Genomic DNA, 339 nt, shown 5'->3' on the forward strand with positions numbered 1-339 from the left:
ATATTGGCGCTACTTCTCGTCGTTGACCCGTTACCTATGGTGCAGGGCATTAAGACTGGCTTACTACAAGTTAGATACTACGAGTTTGCATTAGCCATTGCGTTAGTGGTGTCGGCATTGCTATGCGCAATATCAACCTCAAGGCTGCTCTCTGTGGCAGCCTTGGGCATTGTCGGCTTTATGACGACGCTGGTGTTTATGCTGTATAGCGCGCCAGATGTGGCCAAAACCTTACTATTAGTCGAAACCCTCATCGTGATATTTGTGGTCTTGCTGATCAAGCATATGCCAACCATAGGTTCGGTAAAGAAACACAGTCATCGTCGCAAGGCACTGCAC

General features: G+C 48.1%; 1 protein-coding gene. It reads left to right on the forward strand.

The window, feature by feature from the left end; translation table 11 throughout:
* A partial coding sequence (locus tag AB4585_RS29290) for a hydrogenase subunit MbhD domain-containing protein (RefSeq protein ID WP_372172334.1) occupies positions 1–339 on the forward strand: 339 nt, incomplete at both ends.

The sequence above is a fragment of the Vibrio sp. 10N.222.49.C9 genome (genome assembly GCF_041474985.1).
Lineage (GTDB): Bacteria > Pseudomonadota > Gammaproteobacteria > Enterobacterales > Vibrionaceae > Vibrio > Vibrio crassostreae_C.